The sequence below is a fragment of the Catenibacterium sp. genome (assembly GCF_052354645.1).
Lineage (GTDB): Bacteria > Bacillota_I > Bacilli_A > Erysipelotrichales > Coprobacillaceae > Catenibacterium > Catenibacterium mitsuoka_A.
The window spans coordinates 1-2,985 of record NZ_DAWDDM010000244.1; the positions used below are offsets into that span (position 1 = coordinate 1).

Annotated in this window: 4 protein-coding genes; all 4 read left to right on the top strand. The window is 32.0% G+C overall.

Annotated elements, in window-relative coordinates; genetic code table 11:
* A partial coding sequence (locus ACT8VG_RS09365; protein WP_444195709.1) for a Sau3AI family type II restriction endonuclease occupies positions 1–1,080 on the top strand: 1,080 nt, incomplete at its 5' end.
* Between the two features lie 12 nt (positions 1,081–1,092).
* The gene (locus ACT8VG_RS09370; RefSeq protein ID WP_187012728.1) at positions 1,093–1,506 is read left to right on the top strand and encodes a very short patch repair endonuclease; all 414 of its coding nucleotides are present in this window, start codon (positions 1,093–1,095) and stop codon (positions 1,504–1,506) included.
* Positions 1,507–1,671: 165 nt separating this feature from the next.
* Entirely contained in the window at positions 1,672–2,487 is an 816-nt protein-coding gene (locus ACT8VG_RS09375; RefSeq protein ID WP_444195710.1) for a Cof-type HAD-IIB family hydrolase, read from the top strand.
* Between the two features lie 202 nt (positions 2,488–2,689).
* Positions 2,690–2,985 (top strand): SIS domain-containing protein (locus ACT8VG_RS09380; RefSeq protein ID WP_444195711.1); only part of this gene is annotated, 296 nt, incomplete at its 3' end.

Sequence of the window (2,985 nt, forward strand, 5' to 3'; positions counted from 1 at the left end):
ATGTTTCTGTATGAGTTTAAATACATACCAGAAGCAGATAAGCAAATCATAATTAACGACTATAACATTATTATTGATAAGATTAGAAGTGGTCATGCTGAAGATATTTCTGAATCAGATACATATTATTTGAGTGCATGTACAAAAGGGGCCACTGCAGCTACATCTTTTGTTGATCAACCATTTAGTTCTGTTAAAGCTAAAAGAAGAGCATTCTCATTAAAACCTAAATATATGACAGCTCTATTAAGGTCACAGGTATTTAATGACAATGCTATTACAAAAGAAAGCTTGATGAAAACTTCAGGAATTATTGGAAGAGATAATATATTTGAAAGGATGGTAGAGTATTTGTTTTCATCTTATTATGGTAAATCATTATCCGAGATTGATGAGATGATTGAAACACCTGTAAATAGAAAATCTCTTAATTATTTGAGAAGCTATATTGCGAGAATGATGAATGCTTCACCAGAAACTAAGAGTAAAGATATTGACGAATATTATGATGAATTCTATAAGGCGAATATTAAAATTAAAACAATTCGCATTAAGAAGGATGGAACTATAAAGGAGTCAATGAGTTTCCCTGCTTTTAAGTTTAAAGAGATTGTAGAAGAGAATTGGGAAGATTCCGAATTAAGAAATAAGTTCATTGATGAAAAGTATTTGTTCTGTGTGTTTGATGAAATAGATGATTCTAAATATGAATATAGATTTAGGGGAACTTTCTTATGGGCAATGCCTGAAAGTGACTTAGATGGAAAAGTGCGTGAAGCTTGGGAAAGAATGGTATATCTAGCAAAACACGGAATAGAATTTACAATAAGTGAAAACAAGAATGGCTTGATTGTGCATAATAATCTTCCGGCTAAAAAGGATAATTTGATTGTTCATGTAAGACCACATGCTAGCAAAGCTATTTATGTGTTTAATGATGGTAAAATAATTGGCTCAGGAAATATACAAACTGATGGTGATGAATTACCTGATGGTACTATTGTTACTAAACAATGTTTCTTCTTGAACAATGATTATGTACTGGGATTAGTGAATAAGTATTTACCTTTAAAAGATTAAGAAGGTGAGACTATGCCTGATGTGTTTACAAAAGAACAACGTTCAAAGGTAATGAGTCATATTCGAGGAAAAGATAATAAACCTGAAACTATGGTGAGAAGGTATTTGTGGCATCATGGATTTAGATATCGTAAGAATGATAAGAGTTTGCCAGGTACACCTGATATTGTGATTTCTAAATATAGAACAGCTATTTTTATTAATGGTTGTTTCTGGCATCACCACTATGGTTGTAAGTATGGAAGATATCCTCAATCAAGAACTGAATACTGGGTTCAACATATTAATAAGAATGTAGAGAATGATGTGAAGAATTATAATCTTCTCCAACAACTTGATTATAAAGTGATAGTGGTATGGGAATGTGAAATCAAAGAAGACTTCGATCACAGAATGAAACTACTCATAGAAGAAATAATACAATGATGGAACAGCCTCTAGTAGGATGTTCTAATGGTGGATATATGACTATGGGAATGGTTAGGACAACAGGGAAACTAAATTGTTCCTCTTTTTGATATTATGAAACTGCTCATATTTGTAGGCTATATTGTGATAGAATATGATACATATAAAAGGGGGATTTAAAACATGTATAAATTAGTCGCATTTGATATGGATGGTACACTTCTTAATAGTGAAAAGAAGATTTCTAATAAAACAGTAGAGGCTATTAATAAGGCAATAGAGGCAGGTAAGACTGTAATACTTAATACAGGAAGATGTCCTGCAGAGCTTAAGGAGTATAGAGAAGTATTGCCAAGACTTCGCTATGTGAATTGTGTCAGTGGTGCACTTGTCTATGATTATGAAGAAGAAAGAAGTATCTATGAATCACCATTAAGTGAAGTAGAAGTCAAAACATTGATTCAAATTGGTAAGGAAACGGATGAGATGGTTCATTTAATGGGAATTACATCTGTCGTAGAAAAAGACAAAATACCACATATGAATGATTATTATATGGGTGTCTACCAGCCGATGTATGAAGAAGTCACAACTAAAGTAGATAACATCTATGACTATTATGTGGGTAATCCTTATTCAGTACATAAACTTAACATCTATCATCATTCAAAAGCTGCAAGAGATCATACAAGAAAAGCAATTAAAGAAGCAGGACTTGAATTAGAAATGAAGGATTCAGAAGCAACAGGTTTAGAAATGAATGCGAAAGGTGTAGATAAAGGAACTGGATTAAAACAGTTATGTCATCATTTAGGTATTTCTATTGAAGAGACTATAGTAGTAGGTGATGCAGATAATGATAAGGAAGCATTAGAAACTGCAGGTCTTGCAGTTGCAATGGGAAATGCGAAAGAGAGTATTAAAGAAATCAGTGATGTAATTGTATCTGATAATGATCATGATGGATGTGCTGAGGTAATAGAAAATTATTTGTTGTAAGAGATGTATATACGTTAAAGTACTAACGTATATACATTTTTTGTATATTTAATGAAAACGCTTTATATAAAATGACGACCGCATACATTTCGTATAGTGATAAATTATTTATTGAATACATAAAAAAATGCATTCCATCCCATTGACAAAATGTATATATGTATATTAAAATGTATATACAAAGAAAAGGAGGCGTATACAAATGAGTAAGGATTACGGAGATATGTATCAATATATTCTGGAATCAAAAAAAGCGGTTAGAAATATCATTTCTAACCACGAAGAAATCTTTCATGATGCTGTAGAGTACTTCTTCGAAGGCGACTATGAGCAGATCTATGTGATAGGATCTGGTACATCTTATCATTCTGCATTAGCTGCCAAGAGATTAATGGAAAAAGTACTAAAGATGAAAGTATTTGCTTCATATCCTATTGTATTTAAGGATGAACAGATTTTCAACAAAAAAACATTGGTTATGGGACTCTCTCATGCAGG